Origin of the sequence: Amycolatopsis balhimycina FH 1894 (genome assembly GCF_000384295.1) — a bacterium.
Taxonomy (GTDB): Bacteria; Actinomycetota; Actinomycetes; order Mycobacteriales; family Pseudonocardiaceae; genus Amycolatopsis; species Amycolatopsis balhimycina.
Genome location: NZ_KB913037.1, coordinates 8,819,643 through 8,837,442 on the forward strand (window position 1 = coordinate 8,819,643; position 17,800 = coordinate 8,837,442).

Annotated in this window: 16 protein-coding genes; 9 read left to right on the plus strand and 7 right to left on the minus strand. The window is 66.6% G+C overall.

The genetic code is table 11. From position 1 onward, the window contains the following. Positions 1–71: 71 nt before the first annotated feature. The 3 genes from A3CE_RS56945 to A3CE_RS0140655 are packed head-to-tail and all read right to left on the minus strand — an operon-like array spanning position 72 to position 4,853. Positions 72–2,231: a stress protein gene (locus A3CE_RS56945; protein ID WP_125592379.1), complete on the minus strand. Its 2,160-nt coding sequence runs from the start codon at positions 2,229–2,231 to the stop codon at positions 72–74. Continuing rightward, positions 2,224–4,266: a DEAD/DEAH box helicase family protein gene (locus A3CE_RS55595; RefSeq protein WP_084641949.1), complete on the minus strand. Its 2,043-nt coding sequence runs from the start codon at positions 4,264–4,266 to the stop codon at positions 2,224–2,226. The genes A3CE_RS56945 and A3CE_RS55595 overlap by 8 nt, the downstream gene beginning before the upstream one ends. Beyond that, the gene (locus tag A3CE_RS0140655; RefSeq protein WP_026469338.1) at positions 4,263–4,853 is read right to left on the minus strand and encodes a hypothetical protein; all 591 of its coding nucleotides are present in this window, start codon (positions 4,851–4,853) and stop codon (positions 4,263–4,265) included. The genes A3CE_RS55595 and A3CE_RS0140655 overlap by 4 nt, the downstream gene beginning before the upstream one ends. A gap of 283 nt (positions 4,854–5,136) precedes the next feature. On the opposite strand from A3CE_RS0140655, the gene A3CE_RS52310 reads away from it, so the two are divergent. Beyond that, positions 5,137–6,543 carry a helix-turn-helix domain-containing protein gene (locus tag A3CE_RS52310; RefSeq protein WP_020645853.1) on the plus strand — a complete coding sequence of 469 codons (1,407 nt, stop codon included), beginning with the start codon at positions 5,137–5,139 and terminating at the stop codon, positions 6,541–6,543. A 634-nt stretch (positions 6,544–7,177) separates the two neighbouring features. Here A3CE_RS52310 and A3CE_RS59435 read toward each other — a convergent pair. After that, positions 7,178–7,300, minus strand: coding sequence for a hypothetical protein (locus A3CE_RS59435; RefSeq protein ID WP_020645855.1), 123 nt, complete (start codon positions 7,298–7,300; stop codon positions 7,178–7,180). A gap of 5 nt (positions 7,301–7,305) precedes the next feature. Between A3CE_RS59435 and A3CE_RS57560 the strand changes: the two genes are divergently transcribed. After that, complete coding sequence (locus tag A3CE_RS57560; protein ID WP_020645856.1) at positions 7,306–7,602, plus strand: hypothetical protein; 297 nt, start codon at positions 7,306–7,308, stop codon at positions 7,600–7,602. Between the two features lie 343 nt (positions 7,603–7,945). Here the strand turns inward: A3CE_RS57560 and A3CE_RS0140685 are convergent, their stop codons facing one another. Together A3CE_RS0140685 and A3CE_RS0140690 are read right to left on the minus strand one after the other, a co-directional pair. Then, positions 7,946–8,629, minus strand: a complete 684-nt coding sequence (locus A3CE_RS0140685; protein WP_020645858.1) for a response regulator — start codon at positions 8,627–8,629, stop codon at positions 7,946–7,948. Beyond that, the gene (locus A3CE_RS0140690; RefSeq protein ID WP_020645859.1) at positions 8,626–10,245 is read right to left on the minus strand and encodes an ATP-binding protein; all 1,620 of its coding nucleotides are present in this window, start codon (positions 10,243–10,245) and stop codon (positions 8,626–8,628) included. Before A3CE_RS0140690 ends, A3CE_RS0140685 begins: the two co-directional genes overlap by 4 nt. A gap of 231 nt (positions 10,246–10,476) precedes the next feature. On the opposite strand from A3CE_RS0140690, the gene A3CE_RS0140695 reads away from it, so the two are divergent. From A3CE_RS0140695 to A3CE_RS0140710, 4 genes are all read left to right on the plus strand, one after another. Next, positions 10,477–11,313, plus strand: coding sequence for an ABC transporter ATP-binding protein (locus A3CE_RS0140695; RefSeq protein ID WP_020645860.1), 837 nt, complete (start codon positions 10,477–10,479; stop codon positions 11,311–11,313). Continuing rightward, positions 11,313–12,182, plus strand: coding sequence for an ABC transporter permease (locus tag A3CE_RS0140700; protein ID WP_020645861.1), 870 nt, complete (start codon positions 11,313–11,315; stop codon positions 12,180–12,182). Before A3CE_RS0140695 ends, A3CE_RS0140700 begins: the two co-directional genes overlap by 1 nt. Before the next feature lie 22 nt (positions 12,183–12,204). Beyond that, positions 12,205–13,245 (plus strand): ABC transporter substrate-binding protein, encoded by a 1,041-nt coding sequence (locus A3CE_RS0140705; RefSeq protein WP_026469339.1) that lies wholly within the window; start codon positions 12,205–12,207, stop codon positions 13,243–13,245. Positions 13,246–13,478: 233 nt separating this feature from the next. Beyond that, positions 13,479–14,222 (plus strand): COG4705 family protein, encoded by a 744-nt coding sequence (locus A3CE_RS0140710; RefSeq protein ID WP_020645864.1) that lies wholly within the window; start codon positions 13,479–13,481, stop codon positions 14,220–14,222. A gap of 440 nt (positions 14,223–14,662) precedes the next feature. Here A3CE_RS0140710 and A3CE_RS0140715 read toward each other — a convergent pair whose 3' ends face one another. After that, positions 14,663–15,076, minus strand: a complete 414-nt coding sequence (locus A3CE_RS0140715) for a hypothetical protein (RefSeq protein WP_125592377.1) — start codon at positions 15,074–15,076, stop codon at positions 14,663–14,665. 392 nt (positions 15,077–15,468) lie between these two features. Between A3CE_RS0140715 and A3CE_RS0140720 the strand changes: the two genes are divergently transcribed. The 3 genes from A3CE_RS0140720 to A3CE_RS0140730 all read left to right on the plus strand — a co-directional run bounded on the left by A3CE_RS0140720 (position 15,469) and on the right by A3CE_RS0140730 (position 17,761). Beyond that, the gene (locus A3CE_RS0140720) at positions 15,469–16,368 is read left to right on the plus strand and encodes a TIGR04222 domain-containing membrane protein (protein WP_020645866.1); all 900 of its coding nucleotides are present in this window, start codon (positions 15,469–15,471) and stop codon (positions 16,366–16,368) included. Positions 16,369–16,488: 120 nt separating this feature from the next. After that, on the plus strand, positions 16,489–16,818 hold the full coding sequence (locus tag A3CE_RS0140725; protein WP_020645867.1) for a hypothetical protein: 330 nt from the start codon (positions 16,489–16,491) through the stop codon (positions 16,816–16,818). A 112-nt stretch (positions 16,819–16,930) separates the two neighbouring features. Then, positions 16,931–17,761: an undecaprenyl-diphosphate phosphatase gene (locus A3CE_RS0140730; RefSeq protein ID WP_245589838.1), complete on the plus strand. Its 831-nt coding sequence runs from the start codon at positions 16,931–16,933 to the stop codon at positions 17,759–17,761. Positions 17,762–17,800: the final 39 nt, after the last annotated feature.

The following is a 17,800-nucleotide window of genomic DNA, read 5'->3' on the forward strand; positions in this document are numbered from 1 at the left end:
TTTTCGACGTTGTCGTGTGTAGATGTCGATCGGCGATTAGGTTGCCGGGTTGCCTGAGGGGCAGTTTGTTGTTAGGTCGTGCGCGCTGTGCGGACATGCTCAATTGTCTGCCGATATATCGGCCAGCCATTTTCGAGCCCTTCAGACCAGTTCCACTCGTATCGATTGGCGCGGAACTCTATCGGCGTGGGAGCCCGGCCAAGCGCTTCTGAAACCTGTACATAGTAGACGCTGGCCGCAGCAAGTCTCGCCAACTGGTGAAAGCGGTCAGCTGCGTCAGGATCTGTGATTCGAAGCTGTTCGTCATGAGGCCTCCCGCCCAGCTGCTTGTAGACCGCATTGACGAACTCGTGTGCTCCGACCGGAAGGAGATCGATGCGGCGGGTCGTCTCCGGGGCTTTCTCTCCGAGTGCGGTGTAGAGCTTGGCAAGATCACCGTTGAACCATCGATTTGCCGCTGTGGCGGCGAATCGCGCGAACTGACGAAAGGTTGGGGGCTTTCCTTTGGCTGCGATAAAGCGATGCAGTTCGCGTGCGACACCGCTTAGTTCATGGTTCCATCGGTGGTCCAAGTATTCCTGGAAATATCGACGAGTCCAGCCCACGCGATGGTGCGAGATTATGTCACGCAGGATGTCGAATCCTTCGCGACGCTGACCTCCGCCGCTGACTCTCACCCCCATGCGCCCACCTGCAGTTTCGATCTCATGGATGTGTGTCTCGAGGTCTTGTGGCGGCCCGAGTCGCAGCTCGGCGCGCTGCAGCTCGTCGAAGAGTGTGGGATGGATCGGCGTGTTGGCTTCAGTCAGCGCTGCTAACTGCGGAGCGTGGTATTCGCGTAAACTCGACAGGTTAGTGCGCGAATAGGGGCCTTCGCATACATACCAGGCTGTAAGAGCAATGCCGTGCCACACGGTGACAGCCGGCCCAAGACTCTCGGCCATAAGCTTGTGCGGGTAGGGCTCGCTGACTACTGTCTGCGGCCAGCGGGGTAGGATGACGCCGTCCCAGAGTCGATTAACTTCAGTCACTAAGTTCGGAGGCAGGAGTTGATTGTAAAGCTGTTGCCTGGGGAGATGTTGTCCTTCGCCAATGAAATACGGCCCGTCTTCGACCAGTCCCCACAGTGGTCCCATGCTGATTGTCTGTCGTGCGTGTATTGCATCGAATTCGGCCCACCAGTGGGACAGGGCGGCGACACGTTGCTCGACTGGAGATACCGGGGTGGCTTCTCCCATGAACGCGGCCAGCATCGCGTTTACGTCATCTGCGGGAATTCCACGCTCAGCCGCGACTGATGCGGCCTTGGATCCTTTGACGTACAGCTTAGGTGAGGGGAGTGCAGCAATGACTTCTTCGTTTGGATTGGGCTTCAATTGGAGGTAGTCGAGGAAAACAAGCCAATCGCCGCCAAAGTACGCTGCGAGTACTGGCTGCAAAGATTTGACGAGCACTTGCCGGGCCAAGGGTGTGCCGCGGCGGGCCTTCTTCATTGTCGCTTCTATCAACAGTCGCATGCGGTCGGCCCGAAAACGGCTCGCGAGCTGCAGCGGGTCGTGGCGACTGATCGCGTCGAGAAGCGACAAACGCGCGTGTACTTGACCAGATCGGTCGAGGTTGCTCCAGTTGCATTGGTAGGCGAATGTCGAGATGGCCGGTCCGATGTCGATTCCGAGGCGCCTGTATGAATTGAATATTTCGGCCCATCGCTCTTTCTGTTCGTCGCCCGTCTTTGTGGAGCCGTGTGCACGTTCATTGATCGGCGCCAGCAATGCGTCGAAGAGTGGGATCAACAACGACCAGGTGACCAGCGCGTCCGAACTCTCGGAGAGGCGCGTGCGAGCGACGTCTTCATGGGCGAGCGTCATCGCATGCCATGGGTGTTGGCGGATGTGCGCGGCGAGGTTAACGCTCGTGGCTTTCAGCGACAGGGTGTCCGGTAGGAACCACGCGCCGCGTGCTCGCTGGTCAGCCAGCGCGAAGGTTCGGTCAACAAAGCCGCGGTCGCTGACTGCGGTTGCCAGCGCGATGCGGTCACTGTTCTTGGTCCCCCGAGTTCCCTGGGAGATGCTGATCAGCGTGCGGCCAGATAGCGCTGTTTCGATGAAGCTCGCAGCAAGACGGTCAAGTTCAGCGAACTGACCCCCCGCGTGGCTGTTCTCACCCTCAAGAAGGAGGAACTGCTCGGGAGTTGAGCCGACTAAGGCGGCGGGGAACTCGGCGTCAGCCATGGGTGCTCCGGACAACTGCGACGAAGTCATCGAACGAACGAGGGTTGGGCGTAGTTGCCGCATAGGCTGCATACTTTTGCGCCAGTGCGTTGAGTTCTCGTTCCTCGCGGCGTGCCTCGACCCGATCGATGCCATGCAGTAGCTGCTGGTGACTGTCGCCGTACTCGGCCAGGACTACCGCATCGGGGACGTGTACGCCACCCCGTCCGCCGTCGGTTCTGTCCGGTACAGGCGGATCACCGAAGGCGTCGTCATCGGCGGGATGAGGATCCATGTCGTTCTCGACACGAAGGGTCTCCAGGTGGTCGTCGAGCCCAAGCTCCCCGTGATAGATCAGGTCGAGATGTTGCTGTTGACTTGCCGTGAGCTGTGGATGATGGATGATTCGGATGCCGCGGCCTACGAACTGGTAGAACTCACCGAAGCTGCCGTAGGGACGCATCGGAACGACGATGCTGATCGCGGGCAGGTCGTAACCTTGGCCGAGCATCTTGAGTTGGACGATAGCTTGGAGGCTGCCTGATTCGTGTTCGAATCGCGTTCGCGTGGCTGCGATTGCCGCATCGCCCATCGAGTGGTGCAAGGAGGCGCAGGCAATACCGTGGCTGTTGGCGATTCGTGAGATCTGTTCTGCGTGGCGCTGTCCAAGAGCTGAGAACAGCACTCGGGGTCGTACTGGCGAAAGTCTGTGTGTCTGGAGAGCAAGGCATTGTCGGACTATCTGCATGACATGGTTGATGGGTTCCTCGGACGTGGCCGTGATGCGAGCGAGCCTGCTCTCGTCTTCCATGACGCTGAGCAGTGCTTCTTTGCCGACGATGTCCTCGCGTTTGCCGTTCGGCCACAAGATCTCGTAGCGAGTTTGTTCCACCTGCGGTGTAAACCTGTGTGCGCGCAGGTGTTTGGCGTGCCCATCTGCGACGGAATCAATAAGCCTGTATCGATAGACCACGTCGGCGGAGATCTTTTTTCCGTCGGCTCTGCTGAAGCAGGCGGACATCAGAAGCCGTCGAGCTTTCGGGAAATGTGTGAGTAGTCGTTGGTATGTGTGTGCTGCCGCCATGTGAGCCTCGTCGATGACGATGAGGTCGATATCGTCGGGACGAAGTTTCTCCAACAGGTCTTCGCGGTCGCTGGCAGCGTTGATCGAGTGGAAGTTGGTGACGATCACTTCTGCATCGAGCAGCGCCTCTCTGGTCACTGATCGGATCGAGCCCTCGCTACTGTCGAGGATCTTTGTCTTCGGGGCGCGGCAACCTGGAATGAGTGCGCCTCCGCGGAGGGTGTACAGGACGTTGCCGGCTGTTCCGGGATCCAGCGCCGTGGCAAACGTGCCCCGAATGACTCGACCTGGTGTGATGACCAGTGATCGTGTACGGGCGAAAGCCAGGGCGGAAGCCACTCCCAACGCGGTCTTGCCGGCACCGACCGACATTACGCACGCGGCGTTGAGGCCGCCGCGGCGATAGTAGTTTGCTAGAGCCACCATTGCTTCGCGCTGACAGTCGCGCAGTGGGCGCATGTCAAACCGCTTCCGGACGGATTCAAAGTAGCTGACCTGAGCGCTGGGCCTGCGTGATGCCGGGGTGGCCAGCCACAGTGCGTTGCCGTCCATATCGTCTGGCACCGGAACGATCGGATCCTTGACAACATACGCGGCGAGCGCAGAGTCGCTACGGAGAACCGCCTGTAGCTGGGATACGCACCGAGCTGTGTGACTGCGAATCGCGTCGTAGGAGAAACGAAGGACAGTGTAGCCCAGCCCGGTCAAGTCATTCTGTCGAATCCGGTCATATACGAACGCCTTCTTGTCGCTGTGGAACTCGTAGCCGTCGAGTTCCACGGCGACGCGTCTCGTGGCTCCCTGTAAGAGGAAGTCCAAACGATACTGATGATCTTCGACATTCACTTTATGCTGCGGAACAATGTGTCGAGCGATGTCCCGCGTTGCAGCTGAGGCCAACACCCATCGAACAAAGGCGTCCTCAAGAAAGGATTGACCAGCGACCAGATCGACGAGCCTCGAGTTATTCACAGGCGTTCCCGGTCGAGTGAGTCGATCTTGCTTGCGAGACCGTCGCTGCAGTACTGCTCCCCGAATCGTTCGACCCGTCGACACAAGGCCATAGCCTCGCGAAAAGCACCCTCTCGCTCGAGCAGTACCAGCAACCTCTCCATCGTGACGATGCGCAGGAACCCTCGTGAAGGGTTCGCGGCATCGATCATCGCGGCCTCCGGGACCGCCTCGATCAATGCAAGATCAACGTAACTGAAGACCTCGACGAATTGAAGTCCGTCGGGCTGATCCCGACGCCACGACCACAGTGTCTGCACGGCTCCTTGAAGCAAGAAGTGGTAGTCGGAAGGTGTTCCCGGGATCTCAAGACCCTCCCAGACCCACTGCGCCAGCCCCTCCACGTCGTCGGGTGCCGCATCAGTGAATGCGCGTTGATGTGCGGGAGATGCCGAGGTGGTGCCGTCGGGGTGAGGCCACATCAAGGTGCCGGCGTATCCCGAGGTCGGACGGACGTTCGCCTCGGGGAGACGGGCACGGTCAACGCCCGGACTTCCCTGGAACTGAATCCGAGGCACATCGGCCAAACGCGCGTACCACCCAGCCATCTGCACTACCCCTCGTCGCTCTAGGCGGGGCTCAACGTTACATGAGACGCCCGATCTCGAAGCTTGCGAGCGGCTGGGCTGCTATGACGATCGCCCGAGCTGTCGGCCCGGATGTGGGGGATTGCGGTGGGTGCTCTCGCCGCCCGCTTCGCCTATCCCGAGCCCGCGGTGTCCTCTGCGATCGAGGAGCTCGAGGCCGATTTGCGAACTGTCAAACCGCAACACGCAACCTCAGGCTGTCGCTCAGGGTGTCTGATGAGGGATGATCGGTGAGGGGGTTGCGATGGACGCTCTGCACCCGTTCTGGACGTCGCCCGAGGTCTTACGCGCCGCCGCCGAAGGCCGCTACGGCATGCTGGCCCGAGCCGTACGGGAGGCTCGGCACTGGACGTTGGCGCAGGTCGCCGTCCCATGCCACCTGTCGGTGAGCACCCTCTCCCGGATGGAAACCGGTCAGCGCACGCTCAGCGACGTCCACTACCTGCGCACCCTGTCCGAGGTCCTCGCGATCCCGCCGCACCTGTTCGGACTGGCCCCGGTCGTGACCGGCGCGGCAGAAGAGCACGACCGTGCCCGGACCGTTACTGTCCGCGCAACGAGCTCGGGCAGCGGACAGGGCGGTGACGAGGCAATGCGGCGACGACAGGTTCTCGCAGGACTGGCCGGCTTCACGATCGCCGGCGTTCTGCCCGGCACGGCCCGCGCAGCATCCAGCGAGGAATCGCTGGAAGCACTGCTGCTCACGAAGTCACAGCTGCCCGCGACGCCCGTGCCTCTGATGACCCTCCACCACGCGCTGGGCCAGGCGCAGCACGCCTTCGAGCGGTGCGAGTACAGCGAACTCACCAGCGCGCTGCCCCGGCTGATCGCCGCCGCTCACGCCAGCCGCGACTCCGCCGCCGGCCAGCTGCGGGAGCGGATGTCCGCGGCCTTGGCCCGCGCCTACCTGCTCGGCTCGGAACTGGCCACCAAACGGCACCGCGACACCGTCGCGCGTGTCGCCGCCGACCGGTCCCACGCGGCCGCCGAAGCCAGCGGGGACCCGCTCACGATCGCGGCCAGCTCACGCGCGATCGCCATCTCGATGCGCCGCCACGCCCTCGACGCGCCGGAGCGGATCGACCGCGAGGCCGGGCTGAACGGCGCGATCACCATGCTTACCAAGACCGCGCTCGACCTCGAAGCCGACCACGGCGACCCGCGGGCGCCGCTGCTGGCGACCTACGGATCGCTGCTGTGTACGGCCAGCTACGCCGCTGCCCAGAACGGCAACACCGCCCAGGCCATCGGGCTCATCGAGGAAGCCGAGCACGCCGCCCGCCGGCTGCCCGGAACCGCCACCGCCGGGGGCGGCAGCGCCCAGTTCAGCGAGACGACCGTCGCGGTCTACCGCATCGGCATTCACACCGCTCTCGGCGACACCGCGACGGCCCTCAGCTACTTCGACTCCGTGGAGCCCGGCCAACTGCCCACCGCCGAACGCCGGGCACGCGCCTACGTCGACGGCGCACGAGCGTGGAACGCCCACGGCAACCTCGACCAGGCCACCAGCGCGCTGAACCGGGCCTTCACCTGCGCGCCGCAGGAACTTCAGCGGCCGTCAGTCCGGGACCTGATCACCGTCATGCTCGATACCCCCGGCCGGACCCCGGCAACGCTTCCCGCGCTGGCGACCCACGCCGGAGTCTGACCGCGCCGCAGGTGTTCTCCAGATTTCGTTGTCTCATGAGACAACGGCTTTGTGGCGCTGCGGCTGCTCACGGCGCGGGCCTCACGATCGTCAGAGGCCCCAGACGCTCGGATCGTGAGACATTGAGCCGGTGACCGGCGCCGTAAAAGACCACCCATTTGGCCATGTTTCGGAGCGCTACGACTTGATCAGGGAGTAGCGTCGGTCAACTACCCGACCGAGCGCGCCAGCGTTCAGATCCCCGCCGAGCTCAGCAACGAGGTGCTGGTCGAGCGCATCCGTAAGGCAGGGTACGGCGCCCGCGTCCGCGGCGAGAACGACGAAGACCTCACCCTGGCCCGGTGCGCGGCCTGCGTCGCAGGCTGACCGTCGCCGCCGTCCTTGGCCGTGCCGCTAGGCAACCTGTCGATCACTTTGGCGCTGGTCCCGTCGCTACGGTTCCCGGGCTGGCAGCTGCTGTGCTTCGCGCGCTGGCGGTCCCGGTGGTGTTCTGGGCAGCGCTGTTGTTCCACCGTGCGGCACTGCGGAACCTGCGGCACCGATCGTCAAGCATGGACACCCTGGTCTCGCTCGGAGTGCTGGCGTCCTTCGCCTGGTCGGCTTGGGCGACGCTGTTCGGCGGCCACGAATCGGGTTACTGGGTCGCGTCCGCGCCGACCGCGGTCGGCGCGGACGCGATCGACCTCGACGTCGCCGCCGCCGTGGTGGCGGCAGCTCGGGCGGAACTGCCCGAGCTGCCGGCGATCGAGGTGTCCACGGGCGTTGATCGTCCTCTCGGACGAGGTCACCGAGCACATCGACGCCGCGCACGACGTGACGACGACGCCGTCGGGGACCAGCAGCAGGGACCGCCTGCGCGGCGATGGCCGCGCCGAACAGCTCGCGCCGGCCGCGCCAGTCGCCGGGTACCGGTGGCGGGATGGCCTTCATCGCCTCGTAGACCGGGGCCAGGGCGGCCGCGATCTCGACGTCCAGGGCAACGGTCACTCGCCTCTCGTCGTGCGGGGGCGCGCCGGGCGGATGTCCCGGCTGGTCGGCACGGACGAGCGAGCCGGCTGAGTCTCACGCCCCGGCGGCGGTGATGACCGCGTCGGTGGCGAAACCGAGGAACAGACCGAAGAACAGGCCCCAGGTGGTGATGGTCTTGAGGTTGGCCTTGCGGGCCACCGAGGCAGTTCGATCACGACGTACAGGATCGAGCCGGCGGCCAGGCCGAGGAAGGCGATCGAGACGGTGTCGTCGACGAAGGCCTGCCCGACGAGGGTGCCCAGCAAGGTGGGGCCGCCGCCGATGAGGCCGAGCAGCGCGAGGTAGCCCTAGGACGGGCGGCTGCCAGTGAGTGGGGCGACGATGCCGAAGCCCTCGGTGGCGTTGTGCAGAAAGGGCGCTGAAGCCTGATCCGTTACGGCGTGCCGAGGGCGGAGGTGTAGTGGTGCACCGGTCGTCCTGCGCGGCCGTATTCGAGGTGGAGCTGAATCGCTCCTCGCCGGTGTAGTTCGGTGAGGTACCGCTGTGCCGTCGGCCGGCTCACGCCCAGCTGTGCGGCGAGGGCGCTCGCCCCGATCGGGCGCGGTGAGGAGCGGATGGTGTCGAGGATCTTCCGCATGGTCGGGGGCAGTGGTGGCGTCGTCGCCGGTTTGGTGGCGGGGCCCCGGAGCAGGTTATACAGCGCGTCGACGGTGGCCTGGTCGGCGTCGCCGCTGCCGCTGGTCTGCTGGCGCCAGCGCCGGTAGGCGTCGAGCTGGTCGCGCAGCTGGGGGAACCCGAACGGCTTGACCAGGTAATAGACCGCGCCGAGGTGCATCGCGGTGCGCACGGTGTCCAGGTCGCGGGCCGCGGTGATGACGATGCAGTCCGGGCCGGTGCCGTCGGCGGAATTGAGCCCGCGCAGGATCGCCAGGCCGTCCTCGTCGGGCAGGTAGATGTCGAGCAGCAGCAGCTCCGGCCGCAGCTGGGCGACCGCCTGGCGGGCTTCGGCCGCGGTGTGTGCCTGCCCGACGCAGGTGAAGCCGGGGACCCGGTCGATGCCGGCCGCGTGGATCTTCGCCACGCGGTAGTCGTCGTCCACGACGAGTGTCCTGATCATCGGGTCACCCCCGGGGTGGCGGGCTCGAGCGCGCGTGGCGCGCCGGGTTCGGGTTTGGGCAGGTGGACCTCGAAGCGTCCGCCCGGGCCGGGGGTGACGTCAATGACGCCGCCCGCCCGGCGCACCAGCCGGTGCACCAGCGCGAGCCCGAGTCCGCGGGGCATCCCGCCGCGCGCGGTCTTCGTGGAGTACCCGTCGACGAAGATTTCGCGTAGTGCGTCGTGGGGGATGCCGGGCCCGGTGTCGGTCACGACGATGTGGATGTCCTCGCCCGCGTCGGACACGTGGACGGTCACTGCGCGTGGCTCTGGGCCGCCGGCGGTGGCCTCGACGGCGTTGTCGATCAGGTTGCCCAGCACGGTGAGCAGCGTCTGTGCCTCGGTGGCCGGGTGGTCGAGGTGCGAGTCGGGGGTCACAGTGAGCCGGACGTCGCGCTCGGCGGCGATCGTGACCTTCGCCAGCATCAGTGCGGCGAGCTCGGCCGGCGCGATCCGCGCGCGAAGGTCGTTGGCCTGCGCCAGGGACGCGGCGGAGATCTCCGCGAGGAACCGGTTCGCCTCCTCGAGCTCGCCGAGGCCGAGCAGGCCGGACAGGATGTGCAGCCGGTTGTTGAACTCGTGTTCCTGGGCCCGCAGTGCCGTGGTCAGCCCGGTCAGCGCGTGCAGCTCGCGGACGAGGCCTTCGAGCTCAGTGTGGTCGCGCAAGGTGATCACATGTCCGGCGTGGCGCCCGGCCAGCACGACCGGCATCCGGTTCACCAACAGCAGGTACTCGTCGGTGAGTACGACGTCATCGGCGCCGGAGGTCCGGCCGGCCAGCACGTCGCGGGCGCGGCCGGGTGGGAGCAGATCGGCGACCGGCTGGCCCTGGGCGGCGGCGGAGATCCCCAGCAGCCGGCGTGCCTCGTCGTTGATCACGCTCACCCCGCCGCCGGCGTCGACGCCGATCACGCCTTCCCGGATGCCGTGCAGCATCGCCTCCCGCTCCTGCAGCAGCGTCGCGATCTCCGCGAGCTCCAGGCCAAAGGTCGCGCGTTTGAGGCTGCGGGCCAGCAGCCAGGACGCGATGACGCCGATGGCCAGGGCGACGGCCGAGTAGAGGACGACGTCGGAAGTCTGCTGCACGAGCTGGCTGGTGACCTGCTCCTCGCAGATCCCGACGGAGACCTGGCCGACGATGGTGCCGTCAGCTCCGCGCAGGGGCGCTTTCCCGTTGGCGGATCGGCACAGGCTGCCGTTGTCGATGCCGACGTGGCCCTGGCCGTCCAGCGCCGCGACCGGCTCTTCAAGGCGCTGTCCGATGAGGGACAGGTTCGGGTGCGAGAAGCGGATCCCCGAGCGGTCGGTCACGACGACGTAAGCCGCGGCGGTGCTGTGGCGGACCTGTTCGGCGATCGCCTGGATCGCATGCCCGGGGTCGCCCTCCGCCAGTGCGTCACGAACCGGCTGCATCTGCGCGACGGTCGCGGCGATGCCCAACGCGCGCTGTTCGTACTGCCGGTCCAGGGTGTCGCCCGTCATCTTGACGTAGAGCAGTGCTCCCGCGGACACGGTCACGACGAGGATGCCCAGCACGGCGAGCAGGATCTGTGACGCCAGGGGCCGTGTGCGCCGCATGGCCGCTCCGCTCTGCCGCTGGTCGTAGGGGCGCTTCGCATGACACCACGCGATCCCCGCGGTGCCAAGCTTGCGCAGCCGAAAGCTCCCGATCGTCCGGATCGGTGTGAACTAAACGAGCTAAAACCCGGTAAACGCACACCACCGCCGGTAATGCGCACAACGTTTTGCCGTGCCTGCCGCCGTTTTAGCGTCCTGCTCCGACGACGGCCGGAACGGAAGGAACTCATCGTGCATGCAGCGAAGCCGGGGGACACGGCGATCGAACTGTCGGGGGTGACCAAGCAGTTCACCACCGACCGCGGGACGCCCTATACGGCGTTGCGAGACCTCGACCTCCGGGTCGCGCCCGGCGAGTTCTGCGCCATCGTCGGCCCGACCGGGTGCGGCAAGTCCACCACGCTGACCCTGGTGTCCGGTTTGGAGCGACCGTCGGCCGGCTCGGTCACGGTGCACGGCCGGCGGGTCGCCGGCATCACCCCCGGCGTCGGCTTCATGTTCCAGACCGACGCGATCCTGCCGTGGAAGACCGTGCTGGACAACGTGTCCGCCGGCCCCCGGTTCCGTGGTGTGGCCAAGCGGGTCGCGCTGGCCGACGCCCGCGACTGGATCCGCCGCGTCGGGCTGGCCGGGTTCGAGGACCGCTACCCGCACCAGCTCTCCGGCGGGATGCGCAAGCGGGTCGCGCTCGCGCAGAACCTCATCAACGAACCGGAGATCCTGCTGATGGACGAGCCATTCTCCGCCCTCGACGTGCAGACACGGGCGAAGATGTCCGACGAGCTGCTGTCCCTGTGGGACCTGACCCGGCCGGCCGTGGTGTTCGTGACCCACGACCTCGAGGAGGCCATCGCGCTCGCGGACACCGTGGTGGTGCTCACCGCGGGCCCCGCGGCCACGGTCAAGGCCCGCTTCCCCATCGACCTGCCCCGGCCGCGCGTGGTTCAGGAGATCCGGTTCGAACGGCGCTTCGCCGATCTCTACCACCAGATCTGGGAGGCACTGCGCGCCGAAGTGGACGCCGCCTACTCCCAGAGCACCAGCCTCGGCGAGAAGGAGGCATCGTGATGAGCGCACCCACCGAACTACCGGTCAGCGGCGCTCCGCCGGTGGCCGACGTGGAAGGGGCACATCGAGCGCGCCGCCGCCGGCGGCAGGCCCTGGTGCACCTGACCCAGGCCGCCGTGCTGGTCGTCGTGCTCGGCGGCTGGCAGCTGCTCGTCCAGGGCGACCAGCGCGGCATCATCCTTTACGGCGTCCCGTCGGGCATCGTGGACCGGCTGAAGACCTGGATCACCGAAGGCACCGCGATCGGCTCGCTCGGTGATCAGATCCTGACGACCCTGCAGGAAGCGTTGATCGGTTTCGCGATCGGGACGGCACTGGGCATCGTGTGCGGCATCGCGCTGGGTCGGATCCGGTTCCTCGCCGACGTTTTCGGCCCGTTCATCAAAGTGCTCAACGCGATCCCGCGGATCGTGCTGGGGTCGGTGTTCGTGCTCGCCTTCGGGCTCGGGCTGGAGTCGAAGATCCTGCTGGTCATCGTGCTGGTGTTCTTCGGCGTGTTCTTCAACGCCTTCCAGGGCACCCGCGAGGTGGACCGCAACTTCGTCGCCAACGCCAGCATCCTCGGTGCGTCCCGCTGGCAGGTCACCCGGCAGGTCGTGCTGCCCTCGGCGTTCACCTGGATCATCGCGAGCCTGCACGTCAGCTTCGGCTTCGCGCTGATCGGCGCGATCGTCGGTGAGTTCCTCGGCGGCTACGCCGGGCTCGGCGTGCTGATCAAGAACGCCCAGGGCACCTTCGACGCCAACGGCGTGTGGGCGGCCATGGTGATCATGGGCATCGTCGCCCTGCTCGCGGAATGGCTCATCACCCGGCTCGAACATCGCCTCCTGCGGTGGCGCCCCGCGCAACTCGCCGGCCCCGAACTCTGACAACGATCAAAGGAGATCCTCCGTGTCCAAGAAGACGTGGGCCGCGCTGGCGGCCATCGCCGCGATCAGCCTGTCCGGGTGCGCGTCCACCGCCACGCAGAACGCCGGAACCAGCAGCTCCGGCGGCAGCGGTACCAAGGTGAGCATCATGGTCGGCGGCCTGAACAAGCAGATCTACCTGCCCTTCATGCTCGCCCAACGGCTCGGCTACTACCAGCAGCAGGGGCTCAACGTCACGCTGCAGGACGAAGGTGCCGGCGTCGACGCCACCACGAACATGGTGGCCGGCAAGGTCGACGGCGTCGGCGGCTTCTACGACCACACCATCGCCATGCAGGGCCTCGGGCAGCAGATGGAGTCCGTGGTGTCGATGCTGACCACCCCCGGCGAGGTCGAGCTCTGCCGCAACGAGGTGAAGGACAAGATCAAGTCCCCGGCCGACTGGGCCGGGAAGAACCTCGGCGTCACCGACATCGGGTCCTCCACCGACTTCCTCACCCAGTACCTGGCGCAGAAGAACGGCGTCGACCCGGCGGGCATCCACCGCATCGGGGTGCAGTCCGGCTCGACCCTGATCGGCGCGATGCAGCACGGTAACGTCGACTGCGCGATGACGACCGAGCCGACGGTGTCCACCCTGATGGCGACCGGCACGGCCTACATCCTGCTCGACATGCGCACCGCGGACGGGACGGCCAAGCAACTCGGCGGCGAGTACCCGGCGACGTCGCTGTACATGACCACGGACTACGTGTCGAAGCACCCCGAAACCGTCCAGAAGCTGGTCAACGCCTACGTCGAGACCCTGAAGTGGATCCAGACCCACACCGGCGCCGACGTGGCCGCCACGATGCCGGCGGACTACTACGCCGGCTCGGGCAAGGACGCCTACATCAAGGCCTTCGACAACGAGAAGGGCATCTACAACCCGACCGGCATCATGCCGCCGACCGGGCCGCCCACCAACCTCAAGGTGCTGCAGGCGTTCAACCCCGACGTCAAGGGCAAGGCCATCGATCTCACCAAGACCTACACCAACCAGTTCGTCCAAGCGAGCAAGTAGGCCCCGGCGCACCGGTCGGCGTCCGATGTGGACGCCAACCGGACGCGCGTCGAAAGGTTAACCCACGGTTTCCCCTGGCAAACTCTCCGTGCGAAAAATCCGGCATACTCGGCAAATGGCGGATTGCGGAAACGGTCGAGGTCGCCGATGCGCCGATTCGGTCGTGTGTCAAGATTTCCGCCATGACAACTGGTCAGATCCGGCTCGGCGATTCCCGGACGGCTCCGCGCCGTATGGCCGTCAAGGTTCCCGAAGTGACGATGTACTTTTGGGTCGTCAAGGTCCTGACGACCGGCATGGGGGAGACCACGTCGGACTTCCTGGCCCATCTGATGGATCCGGTGATCGCGGTCGGCTTGGCCGGATGCGCACTCGGGATCGTGTTGGCTGTGCAGTTCCGGACCCGGTCCTACGTCCCGTGGCTGTATTGGGCGGCTGTGGTGTTGGTGAGTGTTTTCGGCACGATGGCAGCCGATGTCCTGCATGTCGGTTTCGGTATTCCGTACGCCGTGTCGACTGTATTCTTCGCCGTCGCGCTGGCTGCGGTTTTCGGGCTTTGGTACGCGACCGAGAAGACGCTGGTGATCCACAGCATCACCACATTCCGCCGGGAACTGTTCTACTGGCTCGCGGTCGTCACCACCTTCGCGCTCGGCACCGCCGCGGGAGACCTGACGGCGACGACCCTGCACCTCGGATATCTCGGGTCGGGAGTGGCCTTCGCAGTGCTGATCGCGCTGCCGCCGCTGGCTCGCCGGTGGCTCGGCCTCAACGCCGTCTTTGCCTTCTGGGTCGCCTACGTCCTCACCCGCCCACTAGGCGCGTCGTTCGCGGACTGGATGGGCGTGTCCACCGGACGCGGTGGACTGGACCTCGGCACGGGACCGGTCAGCCTCGCCCTGCTGGTGGCGATTCTCGCGCTCGTCGGGTATCTCTCGATCACCCGCAAGGACGTCCCGCGGACCGACGACGTGTGAAACCTCAGAGACAGGTCGGGAAAGCCCCAATGGCACAGCGTTCCCGTTGCCCGAGACGTGGGTCACGTGGGCGCCGGCGCGCGTCTAGGTCGAGCAGCACCGTCGCCCTCGGTGAGATCGGCGCGGATCAGCGCCACAGGCGGCTCGGCCCGATCGACGGCGACATTCACCTCGAGCGGGGCCTGGCCGAAGTGTTGGCGTGCTCAGCAAAATCGCGGCGTCACCCATCACCTGGATCACCGGCGGAAAAGCGCTGTTTGAAGGAGGCGGATTGTCGCGGTGCGCCGACGCTCCCGCCGCCGTGCCCACAGAGTGCTGGTCCCATAGAACCGCAGTCGGTGGGTAAGCGTTACGGGATCCTCTACGTGGCCAGAGCCGAGGACGAAGCCACCACAGTCATAGTCATCGGTCAGGACCATGGAGCCGTACCGTTGGGCGGTTCACGACTGGATCGGCTTGATGGCCTTGGCGATCATGCCGCCCGCCAGGCCTGCTCCTGCGCCGATGGCCGCCGTGAGCAGCGCCGAGAACGCCGCTAGTCCCAACCACTGCAGCGCGACCAGCCACGTCGCGTTGATGAGTTTGTAGAGCGCTGTCAGCAGGAACACCACGACGTGGCCAGTCAGCGCGGTCACCGCGCCGGTCGTCACGGCCGACGCGAGGCCACCGCGCCGTCCGGCCAGGAACGCCGCCCCGATGTAGCACGGGACGAACAGCACGACAACGATCATCGGGACCGGTGCGTCCCAGTGCCGCATCGGATACGCCGACACCGACATCAGGAACCCGCACAGCAGTCCGTACGGGTAGATCGCACGAGACCACTCACCCGGCAGGGATTTCATAGTCAGCAAGTCGCAGGAGTGAAGCGTTCCGTTACCCCCTGTCCAGGCGCCGGCTGAGCTGGTCATACTCGGTGTCGAGCTTGCCGATGCGTTGCCGACCTGGCCCCCCTCCAGCAGACAGGCTGTCCGTCGGCACAGTCCACGGCGTCATCTCTGAATAGCGCGCCACCAACGGCTGATCACTGCTGGTCGGCCACATCGCCCGATTTCGGCGAGTGACCTCGCGGAGAAGATGGTCAGTTCGGTCTCGTCTCGACCGATCGGCGGTACTGCATCAACTCGATTCGCTAGCAACTCGCTTTCGCTGAACCTGGTACTCGAGTCCTAAATCCTCCTCAAGGGAGCAACCTGCCACTCGTCCTCGAACGTGGTCTCCGCACACGGACGAGGAGGGCGGAGTCATGACCGACACCTGGGGCATTCCCGGCCCGGTTTTCGCGGGCCTCTACCTTGGCCTGCTGGTCCTGCCGGCGCTGTCCGCCGCGGTGCGCCTCCGGCTGCTGCGGCGCGGCCGCGCGGGCGGCGCGCCCGAGACGGCGGAAGAGCTCGCGTTGCTGACCGGCGGCCGCCCGCGCGTCGGCGAGGTCGTCCTCGCGCGGCTGCTGGAGCAGCAGGTCGTCCGGCTCGATGGCACCGGACGGCTCTCGCGCGTCACGGGCACAGCGTCCGACGATCTGGGCCGCGCGGCCGTGGGGAAGACCGGCACGCGCGGCGCCTCGGTCGATTGGATCCGCCACACGGTCGGGGACCAGCCTGCGGTGGCGGAGCTGGAGGCCGGGCTGATCGCCCGTGGCCTGCTCGCCGACCCGCGGAAAGTCCGATCGATTTGGGTGTCCGCAGCGGTGGCGGCCTGGCTGCTGATCGTCCTCGGCCTGGTCCGGCTGCTCGCCGGGTCGAGCGCCGGGCACCCGGTGGGATACCTGCTCGGGCTGGCGGCCCTCGGCACGGTCGCGGCGATCGCCAGCACGGTCAAAGCGCGGAACGAACCGCAGGCCACAGCCACTTCCGCCGGCCGGGCGGCCGCCGAAGAGGCACGCCGGGCCGGGACACTCGTCGCCAGCCCGGCGGGTTCGGTCGCCTCAGGCGGCCTTGCCGGGCACCCCGACAAGGATGTCCGGCTGGCAGTCACGCGCGCCATGCAGCGTTCGACGGCACGCACTTACAGCGGCCGAGGCCGGTTCTCGGGTGCCGCCGGTGGTGGGTTCGCCGGCTTCTACGGTGGCAGTTCCTCCGGCGGTGGGGGCTGCGGCGGCGGCAGCTCCTGTGGCGGCGGTGGAGGGGGAGGGGGCTGCGGCGGTTGAAACGCCGACGCGGCCGCCCGCGTCTCGCGGCTACGGTAACCGCACCCTGGAACAGGCTGTCTTCGATGTGGCGCAGCTGATGACGACCTCGACAGTCCGGGTCTACGCCCGGACGGGACGGTGGCGAGCCGCACGGCAAGCCCGGCCGGACCCAGCTCCTACCTGCTGGCGACCGACGACCTCGCGACCGGTGGCCCGTGGACGATCACGGTGACGGCGGTGCGGCCCGGTCTCGTCCCGGCGACGGCGACCCTTGACTGGACTGTCCCGCCTGCCGCGGTTTTCGCCCGGCAGCCCGTCTACTCCTGGTCACCGCTGACCGCATACACCGGGTGGCTCGCGATCGCCGCGCTCTTGCTGGGCGGGACGGCGTTGGGGTTGGTCGCCTCTCGGATGCGACGGACTCGTGAGCGTGAAAGCGTGTCGGCGGCGGTGGTGTCGCACTCGTGACGAAAGCAAACGGACAGTCAACCGGCGGGGCGGTTCGCCCCGCCGGTGAGGCTGGTCGCTACTGTTCGGCGCGCCCCGATTCCGCCGGTAGCGAAGGAAAAGACTGTTGAGCGTGATCGACATCGGCCAGGCCGTCATCCTGGGAGTCGTCGAAGGGCTGACCGAGTTCCTGCCGGTCTCCTCGACCGGGCACCTGAAGATCGCCGAGGGATTCCTCGGCATCCCGGTGGACGACCAGGCGGTGGTGGGCTTCACCGCGGTGATCCAGGTCGGCGCCATCGCGGCAGTGCTGGTCTATTTCTTCCGGGACATCATCCGGTTCGCCGCGGCGTGGGGCCGTGGGCTGGTGCGGCCGGAGGCGCGGCAGGAACACGACTACAAGTTCGCGTGGTGGGTCATCTTCGCCACGGTGCCGATCGTCGTGGCGGGCCTGCTCTTCCAGCCGCTGATCAAGGGACCGCTGGCTTCCCTATGGGTGGTCGCCGGATCGCTGATCGCCGGCAGCGCCGTCATGTGGGCCGCCGACCGGTTCGGCACGGGCGAGCGCCGGGAGGCCGAGACGACGCTGCCGGACGCGATGCTGGTCGGTTCGTCGCAGATCCTCGCCCTCTTGTTCCCCGGTTTCTCCCGATCCGGAGCCACTATTTCGACGGGGCTGCTGCGGGGGCTGGATCGCGTCGCGGCGACCCGGTTGTCGTTCTTCCTGTCCATTCCCGCGCTGACCGGCGCCGGTGTGTACGAGCTGAAGGACGCGGTCGGTGGCGGGGTGGACGTACTGCCGTTGCTGGTCGGGACGGTGGTGTCGTTCGTCGTGGCCTACGCGTCCATCGCGTGGCTGCTGAAGTTCGTGGCGGGGCACACGTTCACGGCTTTCGTGGTCTACCGGGTCGTCGTCGGTGTCGCGCTGCTGGGTCTGCTGGTGACCGGCGTCCTCAATCCCTGACCTGAACGGCCGCCCGGCCGGGGACGAACCCGGCCGGGC